General features: G+C 71.9%; 15 protein-coding genes and 1 riboswitch. Of the genes, 13 read left to right on the top strand and 2 right to left on the bottom strand.

The window, feature by feature from the left end:
* The 13 genes from GTW67_RS10940 to GTW67_RS10880 all read left to right on the top strand — a co-directional run.
* Window positions 1-628, top strand: a 628-nt coding sequence (locus GTW67_RS10940) for a tetratricopeptide repeat protein (RefSeq protein WP_524539766.1), incomplete at its 5' end; no start/stop codon positions are given.
* Window positions 629-761: 133 nt separating this feature from the next.
* Window positions 762-1,592, top strand: a complete 831-nt coding sequence (locus GTW67_RS10935; RefSeq protein WP_161164606.1) for a glycoside hydrolase domain-containing protein — start codon at window positions 762-764, stop codon at window positions 1,590-1,592.
* 148 nt (window positions 1,593-1,740) lie between these two features.
* Complete coding sequence (locus GTW67_RS10930; protein WP_161164605.1) at window positions 1,741-2,388, top strand: SurA N-terminal domain-containing protein; 648 nt, start codon at window positions 1,741-1,743, stop codon at window positions 2,386-2,388.
* A gap of 73 nt (window positions 2,389-2,461) precedes the next feature.
* Entirely contained in the window at window positions 2,462-3,424 is a 963-nt protein-coding gene (locus GTW67_RS10925; protein WP_161164604.1) for a nucleoside triphosphate pyrophosphohydrolase, read from the top strand.
* Window positions 3,421-4,728, top strand: a complete 1,308-nt coding sequence (locus GTW67_RS10920) for a cytochrome P450 family protein (RefSeq protein ID WP_346010621.1) — start codon at window positions 3,421-3,423, stop codon at window positions 4,726-4,728. The genes GTW67_RS10925 and GTW67_RS10920 overlap by 4 nt, the downstream gene beginning before the upstream one ends.
* Window positions 4,729-4,871: 143 nt before the next feature.
* The gene (locus GTW67_RS10915; RefSeq protein ID WP_161164603.1) at window positions 4,872-5,918 is read left to right on the top strand and encodes a LysM peptidoglycan-binding domain-containing protein; all 1,047 of its coding nucleotides are present in this window, start codon (window positions 4,872-4,874) and stop codon (window positions 5,916-5,918) included.
* Window positions 5,919-6,095: 177 nt separating this feature from the next.
* Window positions 6,096-6,262: riboswitch (cyclic di-AMP (ydaO/yuaA leader) on the top strand.
* A gap of 3 nt (window positions 6,263-6,265) precedes the next feature.
* A complete protein-coding gene (locus GTW67_RS10910; RefSeq protein WP_161164602.1) occupies window positions 6,266-7,003 on the top strand; it encodes a LysM peptidoglycan-binding domain-containing protein in 738 nt (245 codons plus the stop codon).
* 206 nt (window positions 7,004-7,209) lie between these two features.
* On the top strand, window positions 7,210-8,499 hold the full coding sequence (eno, locus tag GTW67_RS10905; RefSeq protein ID WP_346010620.1) for a phosphopyruvate hydratase: 1,290 nt from the start codon (window positions 7,210-7,212) through the stop codon (window positions 8,497-8,499).
* A gap of 110 nt (window positions 8,500-8,609) precedes the next feature.
* On the top strand, window positions 8,610-9,092 hold the full coding sequence (locus GTW67_RS10900; protein ID WP_161164600.1) for an FtsB family cell division protein: 483 nt from the start codon (window positions 8,610-8,612) through the stop codon (window positions 9,090-9,092).
* 29 nt (window positions 9,093-9,121) lie between these two features.
* Window positions 9,122-9,661: a DUF501 domain-containing protein gene (locus GTW67_RS10895; RefSeq protein ID WP_161164599.1), complete on the top strand. Its 540-nt coding sequence runs from the start codon at window positions 9,122-9,124 to the stop codon at window positions 9,659-9,661.
* The gene (locus tag GTW67_RS10890) at window positions 9,658-10,599 is read left to right on the top strand and encodes a Ppx/GppA phosphatase family protein (protein ID WP_161164598.1); all 942 of its coding nucleotides are present in this window, start codon (window positions 9,658-9,660) and stop codon (window positions 10,597-10,599) included. Before GTW67_RS10895 ends, GTW67_RS10890 begins: the two co-directional genes overlap by 4 nt.
* Window positions 10,600-11,019: 420 nt before the next feature.
* Window positions 11,020-12,414: an NAD(P)/FAD-dependent oxidoreductase gene (locus tag GTW67_RS10885; protein WP_161164597.1), complete on the top strand. Its 1,395-nt coding sequence runs from the start codon at window positions 11,020-11,022 to the stop codon at window positions 12,412-12,414.
* A 226-nt stretch (window positions 12,415-12,640) separates the two neighbouring features.
* Complete coding sequence (locus GTW67_RS10880) at window positions 12,641-13,942, top strand: class I SAM-dependent methyltransferase (RefSeq protein ID WP_161164596.1); 1,302 nt, start codon at window positions 12,641-12,643, stop codon at window positions 13,940-13,942.
* A gap of 76 nt (window positions 13,943-14,018) precedes the next feature.
* Here GTW67_RS10880 and GTW67_RS10875 read toward each other — a convergent pair whose 3' ends face one another.
* Window positions 14,019-16,550: an ABC transporter permease gene (locus GTW67_RS10875; RefSeq protein WP_161164595.1), complete on the bottom strand. Its 2,532-nt coding sequence runs from the start codon at window positions 16,548-16,550 to the stop codon at window positions 14,019-14,021.
* A gap of 52 nt (window positions 16,551-16,602) precedes the next feature.
* The coding region (locus GTW67_RS10870) for an ATP-binding cassette domain-containing protein (protein ID WP_161164594.1) at window positions 16,603-16,918 on the bottom strand (316 nt) is incomplete at its 5' end.

The raw sequence follows: 16,918 nt of genomic DNA, 5'->3' as shown, positions 1-16,918 counted from the left end.
GCCCGACCGCGCCCGCACCCCCGCGCCCCAGCCCGCCCCGGCGGCCCCCGTCGCCGAGGCCGGCAAGCCGGACGTCGCCCGCGCCGTCGACGACGTCAAGCGCCTCCTCGGCGAGGGCCGCATCACCCAGGCCGTCGACATCCTCGGCGCGATCCTCCCCGCCGCCGCCGAACAGCACGGCGAGCGCTCCCCGGTCGTCCGCACCCTGCGCAAGCAGTACGCCGCCACCCTCATGGACGACGGCCAGTACCGGCGCGCCCTGCCCGAGCTGCGCCGCCTCGCCGACGAACGCGCCGCCGAGGCCGGCCACGCCGACCCCCAGTCCCTGCGCCACCGCTACGACGCCGCCCAGTGCCTCGAACAGCTCGGCGAACCGGCCGCCGCCCTCGCCGAGTACCGCGCGCTGCTGCCGTACTACGAGAACCAGTACGTCGCCGGCGACCCCGACCTCGCCCACGACGTGCGCCGCCGCATCGGGCACCTCCTGCTCGCCCTCGGCGACCGCGCCGCCGCCCACGAGACGCTGGCCCGGCTCCTGCACGACCTGGAGCGCGTCCACGGCCCCGGACACCCCCTCGCGGCCGAGATCCGGCGCACGCTCGCCTGGCTCGGCCAGGTGCGCGGCTAGTCTTTGCCCCGCCCAGGGACAATCTTGTGCACCCCTGGGGACCGCGTTTCCCGAACGCGGGGGCGCCGCGGGATACGTTGCGCAACGTTTCACGCAACGCAACGACCAGCACAAGCCAGGGGTGGGATCGGCCATGTCCAGCCATCGTCAGTCGAAGAAGCGCAGATACGTCATCTGGACGGTCGCCGGGGCCGCCGTCGCCGCCGGCGCGGGCATCGCGGCCCAGAGCTCCATGGCGGCCACCACCGCCTGGCCCGCCCAGCGCACCTACACCGGCCGCGCCTTCGACACCTGCACCGCCCCCTCCGCGGCCACCATGAAGGCCTGGCACACCGGCTACTACGGCGCCGCCGCCGTCTACATCGGCGGGAAGAACCGCGGCTGCGCCCAGCCCAACCTCACCGCCTCCTGGGTCAGGACCGTCAGCGCCACCGGCTGGAAGCTCATCCCGATCTACGTCGGCGCCCAGCCGCCCTGCCAGAGCGGCCGCAACCCCGAGAAGATCACCGCCTCCACCGCCGCCTCCCTCGGCGCCAAGGACGCCGCCGACGCCGTGGCCAGGGCCGGCGCCCTCGGCATGAAGCCCGGCAGCGCGCTCTACCTCGACATGGAGCCGTACGACACCGAGAACACCGCCTGCGACGACGCCGTCCTCACCTACGTCCGCGCCTTCGACAAGGGCCTGCGCGCCAAGACGTACCGGGCCGGCTTCTACGGCTTCACCAGCTCCAGCGCCAAGGCGATCGCCACCGCGAAGAACCGCACCGACCTGCCCGGCAACCTCTGGTACGCCCTGTGGGACGGCAAGGACACCACCACCGCCGACTGGCCGTGGGGCGCCAAGGACTACACCGGCCACAGCCGCGGCCACCAGTACCTGGTCAACAGCAAGGAGACCCGCGGCGGCCACACCCTCACCGTCGACCGCGACGCCTGGGACGGCCCCGTGGCCATCACCGGCTGACCGGTCCGGCGCGTCCGGCGGCGGCGCGGCGGTGCCCGAAGTCCCCGTGAATCGTTGGTCGAATGGGTTGGCCAAAGCCGGGCCACTGCCTACCATCGATCATCGCAAGACTTTGTGCACCGTCGCACAATCTCCTCGGGAGGTTTCCTTGCACCGCCGCCGTCGCACCGCGCTCCTCCTCACCGCGGCGATCGCCGCCGCGGCACCCCTGCTCACCGCCTGCGGGAACGACGCGCATCCGGGCGCGGCCGCCGTCGTCGGCGACCAGCGGATCACCGTCGCCCAGCTGGAGAACCGGGTCGACGAGGTGCGCGACGCGCAGCGGGCCGCCGTCCCGGACGACACCCAGTACCAGCAGGTCGTCGCCCGCACCGGCACCCTCACCCGCGACACCCTGCACGGCATGGTCCTCGACCGGGTGCTGCACCGCGCCGCCGACGACGCGGGCGTGAGCGTCACCCGCAAGGAGGTCCAGCAGATGCGGACCGGCCTGGAGCAGCAGGCCGGAGGCGCCAAGGAGCTGGAGACCGTCTGGCTCCAGCAGTACGGCGTCGCCCCCGAGCGCCTCGAAGAGAACCTGCGCATCCAGATCGAGGCGCAGAAGCTCGCCGAGCACCTCGGCACCGACACCAGCAGCCCGCAGTTCTGGCAGGCCCTGTCCAAGGCGTCCCAGCAGCTCGACGTCGACCTCAACCCGCGCTACGGCACCTGGGACGTCCAGAAGAGCAGCCGCGTCGACGCGCAGGCCCCGTGGGTGCGGGACGTCACGGCGGCCGGAGCCCAGCAGCCGGCGTGACGGCGCCCGCGGGGGCCGGCGCCCCTGGTGGACGACCCGCGGCCCGGTCCGCGCCGTGCGTTACGTTCGGTTCGTGAACGCAACCACCGCCGACCCGGGCCGCATCGTCCTGCTCACCACCAGCCACCGCGTCGCCCCCGGCCTGCTGTCCTGGCCCGCCTGGCAGGCACTGCGCGCCGCCGACCACGTGCTGTGCGCCGACGCCGCGCACCCGCAGCTGCCCTACCTGCGCGAGGCGGGCATACGGGTCGACGAGGCGTCCTGGGCCGCGGAGGAACTGGTCGCCGCCTGCGCCGGGGGCCGCACGGTCGTCGTCGTCGCGACCGGCGAGGGCGAGCCGGCCCTCACCGACGGCCTGGCCCGCCTCGCCGGCTCCGGCCGCGTCCCCATGCCCGAGCTGGAGCTGCTGCCCGCCTCCTACGACCTGCCCGGCGCCCGCCTCCTGGACCTCGTCCAGGTCATGGACCGCATCCGCGCCGAATGCCCCTGGTCCTCGCAGCGGACCCACAAGGGCCTGGCCAAGTACGCCATCGAGGAGGCGTACGAGCTCGTCGAGGCCATCGAGGACGGCGACCGCGACGAACTGCGCGAGGAACTGGGCGACGTCCTCCTCCAGGTCGTCTTCCACGCCCGCATCGCGGAGGAGGACACCGAGACGCCGTTCTCCGTCGACGACGTCGCCGCCGGCATCGTCACCAAGCTCGTCCACCGCCACCCGCACGTCTTCGGCGACGAGACGGCCTCCACGCCGGACGAGGTCCGGGAGCACTGGCTGCGCACCAAGGCGGAGGAGAAGCAGCGCACCTCGGTCACCGAGGGCGTCCCCCTCGGCCAGCCCGGCCTGGCCCTCGCCGCCAAGCTCGCCTCCCGGGTCCGCACGGCCGGCCTGGACGTGCCGCTCCCCGCGGGCGAGGGCGTCGGCTACGAACTCCTGGCCCTCGCGGCCCGGGCCGAGTCCGAGGGCACGGACCCGGAAGCGGCCCTGCGCGCGGCGGCCCGCGCCTACCGGGACGCGATCAGGGAGGTCGAGGCGTGACCGGCCTGCTCGACCCCGGCCGCCCGGTCCCCGAGCTGTTCACGTGGGAGTTCGCGAGCGACCCCTACCCGGCCTACGCCTGGCTGCGCGAGCACGCCCCCGTGCACCGCACGACGCTGCCCAGCGGCGTGGAGGCCTGGCTGGTCACCCGGTACGCCGACGCCCGCCAGGCCCTCGCCGACCAGCGGCTGTCCAAGAACCCGGCGCACCACGACGAGCCCGCGCACGCCAAGGGGAAGACCGGCATCCCCGGTGAGCGCAAGGCCGAGCTGATGACGCATCTGCTCAACATCGACCCGCCGGACCACACCAGGCTGCGCCGGCTGGTGAGCAAGGCGTTCACACCGCGGCGCGTCGCCGAGTTCGCACCCCGGGTGCAGGAGCTCGCCGACGATCTGATCGGCCGGTTCGCCGCGACCGGCTCCGCCGACCTCATCCACGAGTTCGCCTTCCCGCTGCCCATCTACGCCATCTGCGACCTGCTCGGCGTCCCCCGCGAGGACCAGGACGACTTCCGGGACTGGGCGGGCATGATGATCCGGCACGGCGGCGGCCCCCGGGGCGGTGTCGCGCGGTCGGTGAAGAAGATGCGGGGCTACCTCGCCGACCTCATCCATCGCAAACGCGCCGCGCTGCCGCCCGAGCCGGGCCCCGGCGAGGACCTCATCTCCGGTCTGATCCGCGCCTCCGACCACGGCGAGCACCTCACCGAGAACGAGGCCGCGGCGATGGCCTTCATCCTCCTCTTCGCCGGCTTCGAGACCACCGTCAACCTGATCGGCAACGGCGCCTACGCCCTGCTCACCCACCCCGCCGAGCGGTCCCGGCTCCAGTCGTCCCTCGCCGCCGGCGACCACGGCCTGCTGGAGACCGGCGTCGAGGAACTCCTGCGCTACGACGGCCCGGTGGAGCTCGCCACCTGGCGCTTCGCCACCGAGGCCCTCACCGTCGGCGGGCAGGAGATCGCCGCCGGCGACCCCGTACTCGTCGTCCTGGCCGCCGCCGACCGGGACCCCGAGCGGTTCGCGGAGCCGGACACCCTGGACCTCTCCCGCCGGGACAACCAGCACCTGGGCTACGGCCACGGCATCCACTACTGCCTCGGCGCCCCGCTCGCGCGGCTGGAGGGGCAGACGGCGCTCGCCACGCTCCTCACCCGGCTCCCGGACCTCTCCCTGGCCGCCGAACCGGCCGAACTGCGCTGGCGGGGCGGGCTCATCATGCGCGGACTGCGGACCCTGCCCGTGTCCTTCACCCCGGAGAGCCGGCCCCCCGGCGGGCACCCGTCGCCAACGCAAACGTGACACGCGCTCAACTCTGTGATCTTCACGTGATCTGCGCGGCATGAACTTGTGACAAGCGATCATCTGCCTATACGTTCACGGATCAGCGTGGCGCCGAGCATCACTCGCCGCGCCGTCCCCGCTGTCTCGTGAAAGGTCGTCGCATGCTCTCCGGGAACGGTCGTCACCGTCGCCCCCGCCAGGCTCCCGCCCTGGTCGTCGCCGCCGGAGTCACCGGCTCCGCCATCGCGATCCCGCTGCTGGGGGCCACCGGCGCCCACGCGGCCGACGGAACGAACTGGGACCGGGTCGCCGAGTGCGAGACGGGCGGCGCCTGGAGCCAGAACAGCGGCAACGGCTACTACGGCGGCCTTCAGCTGTCCCAGGACGTCTGGGAGCGGTACGGCGGTCTGGGCTACGCGTCCAGCGCCGACCAGGCGAGCCGGTCGCAGCAGATAGCCGTCGCCGAGAAGGTGCTCGCGGCCCAGGGCATCGCCGCCTGGCCGACCTGCGGCCTGCTCGCGGGGCTGGGCAACGACTCGGGGACCGTGACCGGCGGCACCGGGGCCTCGGGTGACGGGGCGTCGGCGGGGAAGGGCGGAACGGGCACCTCGGGTACGCCCGAGTCCTCCGGCTTGACCGATTCCACCGAGTCCGTCCCCGAATCGTCCCCCTCGGCGACGCCCTCCCCGTCGGCGTCCCAGCCCCAGTCGCCGTCCCAGCCCTCTTCCCCGTCCTCGTCGGCGCCCGCCTCGGGCACGCCTGACGCCGCGTCGGGCAGTGGGGACGAAACGACCAAGTCCGACACGTCCACCCCGGCCGGCACCCCGGGTGCCACCGCGCCGGGCGGTGACGAGTCGGACAAGTCGGGGCAGAGCGACGCCGCTTCGGGGCTCACCGGCACCGAGGACCCCGCGACCGGCCGGCATCGCGGCGGCAGCGCCGAGGAGGGCGCCGCGGACGGCCGTACGGCGGAGTCGTCGGGACGGCACGCCTCGCGCGACGAGGACGGCGGCCGGGGCCTCACGGACGGCTCGTACACCGTCCGTTCGGGCGACAGCCTGTGGGGCATCGCCGACTCCCTTGACCTCTCCGGCGGATGGCACTCCCTCTACGCCGGCAACAAGGACGTGGTCGGCGCCGACCCGGACCACATCCTGCCCGGTCAGACGCTCACGGTCACGGGCGAACCGGGCGAAAACCAGGGCTAGTTCGCGTCACGGTTAGAGGCTGTTTGTCCGTTTTGGATCACGTGAGAGATAGGTCTCAGAAGCCGTGATCGTCTTTGAAAATCCGCGGAGCGCGTGTCTACGGTCGTGACCGCTCGCCACCGCGGGCCCCGACCGCCGCAACGCCGAATCCTGCCAGCGGCGGTACGGGAACAGTCGTCGCGTCAAGCGCCGCAGGCAGGAGCGGGGGACCCAAGGTAAGCGCCGCACCGGGCAGTCGAGCCGGAGCGGCTGGGGGTGAAGCCGAGTCCCGTGAGGGACCCGGCCGGGCAACTCAACCGGCCCGAACCCGACAGCTCACCTCGCAGGCGTCGGTGAGGGGATCAACCATGCTGTTTTCCGGCAAGGGCAAGCACCGTCGTCCGTCCAAGGCCACCCGTGTCATCGCCGTCGCCGGCGTCACCGGTGCCGCCGTCGCCGCCCCGCTGATGGCGGCCGGCAACGCCTCCGCCGCCTCCGCCTCCGAGTGGGACACCGTCGCCCAGTGCGAGTCCGGCGGCAACTGGTCCATCAACACCGGCAACGGCTACTACGGCGGCCTCCAGTTCTCGGCCTCCACCTGGGCCGCCTACGGCGGTACGCAGTACGCCTCGACCGCCGACCAGGCCAGCAAGACGCAGCAGATCGCGGTCGCCGAGAAGGTGCTCGCGAGCCAGGGCAAGGGTGCCTGGCCGGTCTGCGGCACCGGCCTGTCGGGCGCCTCGCCCTCCGGCGGCTCCGCCGAGGGCAGCGGCTCCTCGCAGTCCTCCGGCGGCTCCGAGAGCTCGCAGAGCCAGAGCAGCGGCTCCACCGCCGAGCGCTCCACCGAGCAGAAGGCCTCGCGCTCCTCCGAGCGTCCGGCCGCCAAGGCCGAGACCAAGGCCGAGAAGAAGACCGTCACCACCCCGACCGGCAAGAAGGTCGAGAAGGGCGACGGCGAGTACAAGGTCGTCAAGGGCGACACCCTCAGCTCGATCGCCACGGGCCACCACGTCGAGGGCGGCTGGGCGAAGCTGTTCAAGCTGAACGACGACATCGTCGACGACGCCGACCTGATCTACCCGGGCCAGCAGCTGCACCTCAAGTAAGCGCGGCCCGCCCCGACTCCCGCCCCGGTGCGTGTTCCCCCGTACGCACCGGGGCGGGTTTTGCCGTCCCGCGTTTGTTCCCTTCGGAAACAATCTATGCTCGACGCTGTCCACAGGGTGAGTGACCGGCTGGCCGATCGTCCGGAGCCGGTTAGGCTCATCCCGCAGGATCACACCGAAGCGTCACATCGAAGAAGGAGATGCTCGTGCCGTCCATCGACGTCGTCGTAGCCCGGGAAATCCTGGACTCCCGAGGCAACCCCACGGTCGAGGTCGAGGTCGGCCTCGACGACGGCAGCACGGGTCGTGCCGCCGTCCCGTCCGGCGCCTCCACCGGTGCCTTCGAGGCCATCGAGCTCCGTGACGGCGACCCGGGCCGCTACCAGGGCAAGGGTGTCGAGAAGGCCGTCCTCGCCGTCATCGAGCAGATCGGCCCGGAGCTCGTCGGCTACGACGCCACCGAGCAGCGCCTGATCGACCAGGCCATGTTCGACCTGGACGCCACCGACAACAAGGGCTCGCTCGGCGCCAACGCCATCCTCGGCGTCTCCCTCGCCGTCGCCCACGCCGCCTCCGAGGCCAGCGACCTGCCGCTGTTCCGCTACCTGGGCGGTCCGAACGCGCACCTGCTGCCGGTGCCGATGATGAACATCCTGAACGGCGGCTCGCACGCCGACTCCAACGTGGACATCCAGGAGTTCATGATCGCCCCGATCGGCGCGGAGTCCTTCTCCGAGGCGCTGCGCTGGGGCGCCGAGGTCTACCACACCCTCAAGAAGGTCCTGAAGAACAAGGGCCTGGCCACCGGCCTCGGCGACGAGGGCGGCTTCGCCCCGAACCTGGGCTCCAACCGCGAGGCCCTCGACCTCATCCTCGAGGCGATCAAGGAGGCCGGCTACACCCCCGGCGAGCAGATCGCCCTCGCGCTCGACGTCGCCGCGTCCGAGTTCTACAAGGACGGCTCCTACGCCTTCGAGGGCAAGGACCGCTCCGCCGCCGAGATGACCGAGTACTACGCCGAGCTGGTCGAGGCGTACCCGCTGGTCTCCATCGAGGACCCGCTGTTCGAGGACGACTGGGACGGCTGGAACACCATCACCGCCAAGCTCGGTGACAAGGTCCAGCTCGTCGGCGACGACCTGTTCGTCACCAACCCGGAGCGCCTGGCCCGCGGCATCGAGGAGAACTCGGCCAACGCCCTGCTCGTCAAGGTCAACCAGATCGGCTCGCTCACCGAGACCCTGGACGCCGTCGAGCTGGCCCAGCGCAACGGCTTCAAGTGCATGATGTCCCACCGCTCAGGCGAGACCGAGGACGTCACCATCGCCGACCTGGCCGTCGCCACCAACTGCGGCCAGATCAAGACCGGCGCCCCGGCCCGCTCCGAGCGCGTCGCCAAGTACAACCAGCTGCTGCGCATCGAGGAGATCCTCGACGACGCCGCGGTGTACGCCGGCCGCAGCGCCTTCCCGCGGTTCCGCTCCGCGGACCAGTAGGCACCACAAGGGCTGACACCCTTCAGGAAGCAGCGTCGTACGTACGTCCCCGTACCCGGTCCCGTACCGTGTGCGGGGACGTACGCGCGTGCACGGGAGGCGGAGACCAGATGGCCGTGAAGGACCGGGACCGTTTCTCCACCGCGACCAGGATCCGGATCATCGGGGAGCAGACCGCGGCCCGGGTCTACCGTTCGCAGACCAGGCGCCAGGCCCGCCGCTCCCGGCTGACCGGCCGGGCGGCGCTGCTCGCGATGGTGCTGTGCTCGCTCGTCGTGGCGCTCGCCTACCCGATACGGCAGTACGTCGCCCAGCGCGCGGAGATCGCCGACCTGCGCGAGGAGCAGGCGCGGACCCGCCAGCGGGTCGAGGACCTGCGCGACCTCAAGGCGCGCTGGCAGGACGACGCGTACGCCGAGCAGCAGATCCGCCTGCGGCTGCACTACGTGATGCCGGGGGAGACGGGCTTCACCGTCGTCGACCCGCACGCGGCCGAGCAGTCGCGCACCGACGTCGGGGCGGCCGACCGCCCCTGGTACCGGAACGTGTGGGACGGGGTCGACAAGGCCGACGCCGCCGCCCACCGGCAGTGACTCAACAGGAAGACCAGCAGAAGACAGTCATGCAGACTCCCCCGCCGACCACCGAGCGCACCGAGCCCACCGACGCGGACGTGGCGGCCTTCCAGCAGCAGCTCGGCCGTCCCCCGCGCGGCCTGCGCGCCATCGCGCACCGCTGCCCCTGCGGACAGCCGGACGTCGTGGAGACGGCGCCGCGGCTGCCCGACGGCACGCCGTTCCCCACGCTGTACTACCTGACGTGCCCGAAGGCGGCCTCCGCGATCGGCACGCTGGAGGCGAACGGCGTGATGAAGGAGATGACCGAGCGCCTGGCCGCCGACCCGGAGCTGGCCGACGCCTACCGGGCCGCGCACGAGGACTACGTCCGGCGGCGCGACGAGATCGAGGAGCTGACCGGCTTCCCGAGCGCGGGCGGCATGCCGGACCGGGTGAAGTGCCTGCACGTGCTGGTCGCCCACTCGCTGGCGGCCGGGCCGGGCGTCAACCCGCTGGGCGACGAGGCGATCGCGATGCTGCCCGAGTGGTGGCGCAAGGGGCCGTGCGTGACGGTCTCGGAGACCTGTGGGGAGGACGGCCAGTGACCCGTGTCGCCGCCATCGACTGCGGTACGAACTCGATCCGGCTGCTGGTGGCCGACGCGGACCCGGCCACGGGTGAGCTGACCGACCTGGACCGGCGCATGACCATCGTGCGGCTCGGGCAGGGCGTGGACCGCACCGGGCGGCTGGCGCCCGAGGCGCTGGAGCGGACCTTCGCCGCGTGCCGCGAGTACGCCGCGGTCATCAAGGAGCACGGCGCCGAGCGGCTGCGCTTCGTGGCGACCTCCGCCTCCCGGGACGCGGAGAACCGGGACGCGTTCGTGGAGGGGGTGCTGGAGATCCTCGGCGTGGAGCCGGAGGTCATCTCGGGCGACCAGGAGGCCGAGTTCTCCTTCACCGGCGCGACGAAGGAGCTGACCGGCCGCGCGGACCTGGACCGGCCCTACCTGGTCGTGGACATCGGCGGCGGCTCGACCGAGTTCGTGGTCGGCGACGACCAGGTGCGGGCCGCCCGCTCCGTGGACGTCGGCTGCGTCCGGATGACGGAGCGGCATCTGGTCCGCGACGGCGAGGTGAGCGACCCGCCGTCCGAGGAGCAGATCGCGGCCATACGGGCCGATGTCGAGGCGGCCCTCGACCTCGCCGAGCGGACGGTGCCGCTGCGCGAGGCGCGCACGCTGGTCGGTCTGGCCGGCTCGGTGACGACGGTGTCGGCGATCGCGCAGGAGCTGCCGGAGTACGACTCGGCCGCCATCCACCACTCCCGGGTCTCCCGGGACCGGGTCCGCGAGATCACCGACCGGCTGCTGCGCTCCACCCACGCCGAGCGCGCCGCGGTGCCCTCGATGCACCCGGGGCGGGTGGACGTGATCGCGGCCGGGGCGCTGGTGCTGCTGGCGATCATGGAGCGGACGGGTGCGGAGGAGGTCGTCGTGAGCGAGCACGACATCCTCGACGGCATCGCGTGGTCGGTGGCGTAGGCGGTCCGCGGTGGCTCTCTGAGCAGGCCGGACAACGTTTGAGCGCCCTCCGGGGGTCCCGTGCGGGGCCCCCGGCGACATCTTGTCGGCGAAGTTCGTGAAGTTCTTCACAAGGAATTGGGCCCCGTCGGGCGAGGAAAGGCCGCCGGTTGACCCTTTTGGGGGTTCAACTGCCCTTTGAACGTGTTCAGGACGGTGTCCGGGAGGGGTCCCGGAGAGGGCCCCTCGGCGCCTGGTCCACCGTCCTCCGCGGCGCGGATCGGCAGCTCACGCGGCATTGACAACGGGACGCACTACACGCTGGTTCCTTGCCGCGCCATGATCTCCGTCACTTGGGCGGCGGATAGTAGCACAGCCTCCACCAAAGCTTGTGAAGGGGCGCACGAACCACCCCCCTGGGGCGGGTGGATACTCGATGCCATGAGCACCACGGAGCGTCCCAGGATCCTCGTAGTAGGCGGTGGGTACGTAGGCCTGTACGCAGCTCGACGCATCCAGAAGAAGATGCGTTACGGCGAGGCGACCGTCACCGTCGTCGACCCGCGGTCGTACATGACCTACCAGCCCTTCCTCCCCGAAGCCGCCGCCGGCAACATCTCCCCGCGGCACGTCGTCGTCCCCCTCAGGCGCGTGCTTCCGAAGGCGGAGGTCCTCACCGGCCGGGTCACCACCATCGATCAGGAGCGCAAGGTCGCCACGATCGCCCCGCTGGTCGGCGAGGCGTACGAGCTGCCCTTCGACTACCTGGTCATCGCCATGGGCGCGGTCTCCCGCACCTTCCCGATCCCCGGCCTCGCCGAGCAGGGCATCGGCATGAAGGGCATCGAGGAGTCCATCGGCCTGCGCAACCACGTCCTGGAGCAGCTGGACAAGGCCGACTCCACCACCGACGAGGAGATCCGCCGCAAGGCGCTCACCTTCGTCTTCGTCGGCGGCGGCTTCGCCGGGGCGGAGACCATCGGTGAGGTCGAGGACATGGCCCGCGACGCGGCCAAGTACTACCGGAACGTGTCCCGCGAGGACATGCGCTTCATCCTGGTCGACGCCGCCGACAAGATCCTCCCCGAGGTCGGCCCCAAGCTCGGCCAGTACGGCAAGGAGCACCTGGAGAGCCGCGGCGTGGAGATCTACCTCTCCACCTCGATGGACTCCTGCGTCGACGGCCACGTGGTGCTGAAGAACGGTCTTGAGGTCGACTCCAACACCATCGTGTGGACGGCCGGCGTCAAGCCGAACCCGGCCCTGTCCCGCTTCGGCCTCCCCCTCGGCCCCCGCGGTCACGTCGACTGCGAGCCGACCCTCCAGGTCAAGGGCACCGACTACATCTGGGCCGCCGGCGACAACGCCCAGGTCCCGGACCTCGTCGGCCGCAAGGCGGGCAACGAGAACGCCTGGTGCCCGCCGAACGCCCAGCACGCGCTGCGCCAGGCCAAGGTCCTCGGCGACAACGTGGTCTCCGGCATGCGGGGCTTCCCGCAGAAGGACTACAGCCACGCCAACAAGGGCGCGGTGGCGGGCCTCGGCCTCCACAAGGGCGTCGCGATGATCGTCATGGGCAAGATGAAGATCAAGCTCAAGGGACGTCTCGCCTGGTACATGCACCGCGGATACCACGGCCTCGCGATGCCGACCTTCAACCGCAAGATCCGTGTCCTCGCGGACTGGACGCTCGGCATGTTCCTCAAGCGCGAGGTCGTCTCCCTCGGCGCGATCGAGACGCCGCGCGAGGAGTTCTACGAGGCCGCCAAGCCGGCCCCGGCCGCGCCGAAGGCCAGCGAGAAGCCGGCGGAGAAGACCGAGGCCAAGGCCTCCTGACCTCAGGTCACCTCCCGCCGCAACCCGGCACCCCCGAAGGGGCCACCCGCCATCCGTGGTGCGGGCGGCCCCTTCGGCGTGTCCGGGCCCGACGGCGGCAAGCCGGAAGGTGTTGTGTACACCTTCTTTTGCCCAGTCATGACTCCGTGGCGGGACTGCGATGCGGTCGTCCAGGTGTTTACGTGGTGTCAGGACATTCCGGGATCGCTTGTCACGGAGGTACGCCATGGCTGATGCAGCGCTGCGGCTGCATAACCTCTTCGAACAGTTGCTGGGGGCACCGCTCCCGGTACGCGTTCGCGCCTGGGACGGTTCGCAGGCGGGCCCGCCGGGTGCGCCGACGCTCGTCGTCCGGCATCGCAGGGCACTGCGCCGGCTGCTGTTCAAGCCCGGTGAGCTGGGGCTGGTCCGGGCCTGGGTGGCCGGGGACCTCGACGTCGAGGGCGACCTCTACGCGGCCCTGGACCTGCTCGCCGGGCTCGTCTGGGAGCGCGGCGAGGACGCCCGGGGGCTCGGCGAGGCCCTCCGTGACCCCGAGGTGCGGGCCGCCGTACGCGGGCTGGTGAAGCTCGCCGGGCCGCCGCTGCCGCCCGCGCCGCCGCCGGAGGAGATCCGCAGATCCCGCCGCCATCTGCACACCAAGCGCAGCGACCGGCGGGCCATCAGCCACCACTACGACGTCGGCAACGACTTCTACGAACTCGTCCTCGGCCCCTCCATGGTGTACTCCTGCGCCTACTGGGACGCCCCCGAGGCCGAGGGCGGCACCCTGGAGGCCGCCCAGCGCGACAAGCTCGAACTCGTCAGCCGCAAGCTCGGCCTGACGCCCGGTCAGCGCCTCCTCGACGTCGGCTGCGGCTGGGGCTCCATGGCCATCCACGCGGCCCGCGAGCACGGCGTGAGCGTCGTCGGGGTCACGCTGTCGCAGGAGCAGGCCGCCTACGCGCGCAAGCGGGTCGCCGACGAGGGCCTCACCGACCGGGTGGAGATCCGCGTCCAGGACTACCGGGACGTCACCGACGGGCCGTACGACGCGATCTCGTCCATCGGCATGGCCGAACACGTCGGCGCCGAGCGGTACCTGGAGTACGCCGGTGATCTGTTCAAGCTGCTCAAGCCCGGCGGGCGGCTGCTGAACCACCAGATCGCCCGCCGCCCCCGGCAGGACGAGTCCGCCTACTCCGTGGACGAGTTCATCGACGCCTACGTCTTCCCCGACGGCGAGCTGGCCCCCGTCGGCACCACCGTCACGCAGCTGGAGCGCGCCGGGTTCGAGGTGCGCGACGTGGAGCCGATCCGCGAGCACTACGCGCTCACCCTGCGCCGCTGGGTCGCCAACCTGGAGTCCGGCTGGGACGCGGCCACCCGGCTCGTCAGCCCCGGCCGGGCCCGCGTCTGGCGCCTCTACATGGCCGCCTCCGCGCTGTCCTTCGAACGCAACCGCATCGGCGTCAACCAGGTCCTGGCCGTGAGGACCCCCGAGTCGGGCGCTTCCGGGATGCCCCTGCGCGCCCGCACCTGGAACTGAGCCCGCGCGCCCTCCGTACGTACGTGTGAGGGCCCCGCTCCCACCCGGGAACGGGGCCCTCACACGCGCGTGGCGGCTACTCCGCCTTGATCGCGTTCAGCATGTTCAGCCGGGCTGCGTTGCGGGCCGGCCACAGCGCGGCCAGGACGCCCACGAGGCCGGCCAGCACCACGAAGATCCCGATCCGGTCCCAGGGCAGGACCAGCGCGTACCCCGGGATGCTGTCCGCGACGGTCTCGCCGATCGCCCAGCCGAGGAACGTGCCGAGGCCGATGCCGACCACCGCGCCGAACACCGAGATCACGACCGCCTCCAGCCGGACCATCCGCTTCACCCGGCGCCGGTCCAGACCGATCGCCCGCAGCATGCCGATCTCCTGCTGCCGTTCGAAGACGGACATCGCGAGGGTGTTGACCACGCCGAGCACCGCGATGATCAGGGCCATCGCCAGCAGGCCGTACATGACGTTCAGCAGCGTGTTGATGGCGCCGCCGAACTCGTCGCGGATGTCCTGCCGGTCCATCACGGTGATCGCGGGGTTGTCGCCCAGCGCGTCGACGAGGACCTTCTCGTTCGCCGCGGTCTGGCCGCCGTCGGTCTTCACGAAGATCTGCCGGATGGACGGCTTGGCCTCGTGCCGGTCCACGACCTTCCGGTCGACGAGGACGGGGGAGAGGAACTCGCTGTCCTTGTAGACGGCGCCGACCGTCAGCGTGGCCTTCTCGTCGTCGTCGAAGGTGACGGAGACGGTGTCGCCGGGCTTCCAGCCCCTGCTCTCGGCCGTCTTCTCGGCGACCGCGATCCGGCCCTGGGCGAGCGAGCCCGCGCTGCCGCTGACGACGTCGACGGTCAGGACCTTCTCGATGTCGCCCGGGGTGACCGCAGAGGCGGACACGAAGTCGCCGTCGACCCGGAAGTAGGCGTCCTGCTGCGGCGAGACCGCGGACACGCCGTCGGCCTTCTCCAGCGCCGCCAGCGCCGACTGGTCGAGGTCGCCGCCGTTGGCCATCGAGACCATGTAGTCGGCCCTGATGTTGTCCGTGGTCATCTTGTCGACGGCCGCGCCGACCGTGACGCCGAGCACCGACAGGCTGGTCACCAGCGTCAGTCCGATCGCCAGCGCCGAGGCGGTGGCGCCGGTGCGGCGCGGGTTGCGGACCGCGTTCTGGCCGGCCAGCTTGCCCGCCACCCCGAAGGGGCCGACGAGCAGCGGACGGATCAGCGCGATCACGGGCCGGGACAGCAGCGGGATCAGGACGATCACGCCGATCAGCGCGAGGAACGCGCCCGCCCCGATGTACATCCGGCCGTCGTCGCCGCCGGTCGAGGCACCCGCCACGATCCCCGCCGCACCGAGGGCGGTGACGGCCGCGCCGATGGAGTTGCGCACCACCAGCGACTTGGTGGTGGCCACCGCGTGGACGCTGTTCATGGCCGCCACCGGCGGGATCTTCGCGGCCCGTCGGCCGGGCAGCCAGGCCGCGAACACCGTGATCAGCACGCCGACCGCGAACGCCGCGACGACCGGCGTGGCGGACAGGACCAGCGGACCGGCCGGCATCTTCATGTCGAACGCGGCCATGCCGGAGCGCAGCGCGACGGCCAGGCCGACGCCGAGGGCGAAGCCGACGGCCGAGGCCACCAGGCCGACCAGCGCGGCCTCGGCGAGCACCGAGCGGGTGACCTGCCGGCGGGACGCGCCGACGGCGCGCATCAGGGCGATCTCCTTGGTGCGCTGGGCGACCAGCATCGTGAACGTGTTGGAGATCAGGAAGACGCCGACGAAGAGCGCGATGCCCGCGAAGCCGAGCAGGACCTGCTTGAGGTTGCCCATGCCCTGCTCGATCTGGTCGGCCTGCTCGTCGGCGAGCGCCTGGCCGGTCTGGGCCTCGGCGGTGTCGGGCAGCAGCGGCTCGACCGCCTTCAGGATGCGCGCGTCGTCGGCGCCGGGGGCGGCGGCGACGGTGGCGCTCTCGAAGTAGCCGGGCCGGAGGTACTGCTTCTGGGCGATGGCGGTGTCGAAGAGGACGAGGCTGCCGCCCGCGTTGACGGCGCCGTCCTCGGTGGTGAACACACCGCTGAGGGTGTACTCCTTCACCGGGCCGTTGGTCGCGACGCGCACGCGGTCGCCGACCTTGTACTCGCCCTTGCCGGCGGACTCCTCGTCCAGGGCGATCTGGTCGTCCTGCACCGGGCCGGAGCCGTCGGTGAACGTGTACGCGGTGTCCTTGCCGTCCTTGCCGGGCGCGAAGTTGGAGCCCTTGTTGGACCAGCCGACGCCGATGAGCTTCCCGTCGGGGTCGGCGACACCGGCGAAGCCCTCGACGCGGCCGTACACCCCGGAGACGCCGTCCACGGCGGAGATCCGGTCGAGGACCCTGCCGGACAGGCCGGGCTCCTCCTTGGGGTTGTCCGGGTCGGCGTGCGAGGTGACGGCGACGGCGACGTCGTCGTAGCTCTTCGCCGACTGGTTGCGGAAGGCGTTGGAGAGGGTGTCGGCGAAGACCAGGGTGCCGGACACGAACGCCACGCCGAGCATCACGGCGAGCACGGTCATCAACAGCCTGGCCTTGTGCGCGAAGACGTTGCGCAAGGCGGTACGGAACATGGGGTCTACTTCGTCCAGACGTACGGGAGGGGAGGCGAGGCGGGCGGGGGTGTCAGCTGGTGCGGCCCTTGGCGTCGAACTGCTTCATACGATCGAGCACCTTGTCGGCCGTCGGCCCGTACACCTCGTCGACGATGCGTCCGTCCGCGAGGAAGACGACTCGGTCCGCGTAGGCGGCGGCCACCGGGTCGTGGGTCACCATCACCACCGTCTGGCCCAGCTCCCGCACCGAGTTGCGCAGGAAGCCCAGCACCTCGGCGCCCGAGCGGGAGTCGAGGTTTCCGGTCGGCTCGTCACCGAAGATGATCTCCGGCCGGGAGGCCAGCGCCCGGGCCACGGCGACGCGCTGCTGCTGGCCGCCGGAGAGC

This window comes from Streptomyces sp. SID5910 (assembly GCF_009862125.1).
Taxonomy (GTDB): domain Bacteria; phylum Actinomycetota; class Actinomycetes; order Streptomycetales; family Streptomycetaceae; genus Streptomyces.
The sequence above is the reverse complement of the archived record's forward strand: the minus strand, read 5'-3'. Positions and strand labels throughout refer to the sequence as shown.